Origin of the sequence: Alishewanella tabrizica (assembly GCF_014652375.1) — a bacterium.
In the GTDB taxonomy this organism is placed as follows: Bacteria; Pseudomonadota; Gammaproteobacteria; order Enterobacterales; family Alteromonadaceae; genus Alishewanella; species Alishewanella tabrizica.
In genome coordinates this window covers 1-2,231 of record NZ_BMYR01000027.1, presented here as the reverse complement: position 1 = coordinate 2,231, position 2,231 = coordinate 1, and the positions used below count along the sequence as shown (strand labels likewise).

The following is a 2,231-nucleotide window of genomic DNA, read 5'->3' as shown; positions in this document are numbered from 1 at the left end:
GCAGTCATTCACCGCCAAATTTGATCACTTTGTGCTTGCAATGGAGGGGGAGTCCATAGACGTTTGTTATACGTAGATTATGCACCGTACTTTAATCTAAAGAGCTGCTTCAGCAAATCAGTGCGTTGGACATTTGAATAACCAACACTACTAATAGCTATCGCAACTGGTAGTAAATACATTGCTGTCCATGATGCCGCCAACCAAGTAAACACAAATATCCAGATAATCATTCCCGCACAAAAAATTGCAGGCACATAACTCAGTCGATGTAATTGTTTCTCAATACGTTCAATTTGTTTTAGTTTTTGGTACTCATCAAGTGCATTAACATCTTCAATTGAATTAAGCTCCATCTGCTGAATCTCCTCTACGTATAACGCCGCAAGCAGCGGCGAGCGTTAGCGAGTCCAGCACCGCAGGTGCGATGCTGGCTTGCCTTGTTATGCCTTACTTTGTGCAATCGAAGTGCTGTGTTGACCATGCACCACCACCATCAAGACACGAGTCGATTAAAAGCTGCTCCCTTGCATAGGGATACAGCATACCCAAAATTACAATTGCTGTTATCAATTTGGCGAACCAGCTAGAGCGTAAGCTGTGCCATTTAAACTGCAAAAATATACCGAAAACCAGTAACGCTAACCCACGCCAGCCCCAAATGATACCACTTTGATACCAGGCATTTGGGAATTCGGTTGGCGGCCCGCCCGCAACCCAAAACGAGGCCATACTTTGGTTCAGGCAAAGCAGCGCTGCTGCAACGAATATTAACGTTAAGACGACTCTGAAAATCCTTTCTCGACGATTCAACTGACTTCCTTAGGCATAACGCATTACTCACCGGAAAATTGGGAGCGCCAGCGAGTAATTTTTCCGGTGCAGTAACTTGTTAGCAGCAAACACCTGAACCTTCGCGGCTTGCCGCCACGCGATGTTGACCGAAGCAACTGCACTCATAAATTAAAACCTAACCAGCCAAGTGCGATACAACGACATAGCTGGAACCTTAAAACTTGCTGTAAGTGGAGCCAATGAACCAAAGGAACAACGCTACCGCCCTCGCCGCCAGCAACTAACCAACAAACTGGCGAACTTTGCATTTTGGCTTTACCGCTAAGAAAACAAAACGCGAGCAAAGCCAGAGTTAAAACACGTACTACCCTTTACATTTTGAAAGCTGCTAACGCTTAGCACACGGGCGGAAAAACGCGTTAGCGTTTGACGTCCCAGCGGCCGAAGGCCGCGAGTGATGCAATAACATGGACTCCCCCTCACTATCCGGCATCGATGTGCCACACTGAGAGTGTCTAATCAAACAGTCACAAGTGAGGGGAAGTCGCATGGAACAGTCTATACGTTGTGGGGTCGATATTGCAAAGCTCGTGTTTCAAATTCATGGCGTTAATGCTAAATCCGGTGAAACATCGATGGTAAAGAAGTTAGCAAGAAACGAAATGCTGCGCTATTTCGCTAATAAACCAGCGATGCTAATTGGCATTGAAGCCTGTGGTGGCGCACATTATTGGGCGCGGGAACTGACCAAACTGGGTCATACGGTAAAACTGATGACACCACAGTACGTTGCACCCTATCGCCGTGGTGGTAAAAACGATGCCAATGATGCCGAAGCTATTTGTGAAGCTCTGGCCAGGCCGAATATGCGCTTTGTTGCGGTTAAATCAGAGTCACAACAAGCGGTTCTGGTGATGCACCGCATGCGTGACCAATGGGTGCGCGAGCGCACCTCACTGATGAACCAAATCCGCAGCTACCTGCACGAGTTTGGTATTGTGATTAATCAGGGCCGCGCAGCACTAGCCAAGACATTACCCTTGGTGGCTGAATCAGAAACCTTACCGCTGCTGTTTCGCCAGAGCATCGCCGACCTCGCAGATAGATTAACCGATTTAGAGACGAGGATTACTGCACTCAACAAACGGATTGAAGCCTGGAGCAAACAAGATACCACCGCAAAAGCTTTACTTGAGCTCTGTGGTGTCGGTAGCGTTACCGCCAGTGCGGCAGTAGCAACAGCCGGTGATGTGTCAGTATTTAAAAACGGCAGGCAATTCGCCGCCTGGCTCGGTTTAGTGCCAAAACAGAATTCATCCGGTGGTAAAACGCAACTCGGTGCCATTACTAAACGCGGTGACCGCTATTTGTGGCTAATAACATCATTCCGATCGCTCAATAACATCATGCCGATCAGGTTTTTTCTTCCCGCGTTT

General features: G+C 47.6%; 2 protein-coding genes. One reads left to right on the top strand and one right to left on the bottom strand.

Going from position 1 to position 2,231, the window contains the following annotated elements; translation table 11 throughout:
• Positions 1 to 77 precede the first annotated feature (77 nt).
• Complete coding sequence (locus IE070_RS16445) at positions 78 to 356, bottom strand: hypothetical protein (protein ID WP_189484275.1); 279 nt, start codon at positions 354 to 356, stop codon at positions 78 to 80.
• 987 nt (positions 357 to 1,343) lie between these two features.
• On the opposite strand from IE070_RS16445, the gene IE070_RS16440 reads away from it, so the two are divergent.
• Positions 1,344 to 2,231: IS110 family RNA-guided transposase (locus IE070_RS16440; RefSeq protein ID WP_229797118.1), on the top strand; the 888-nt coding region annotated here is incomplete at its 3' end.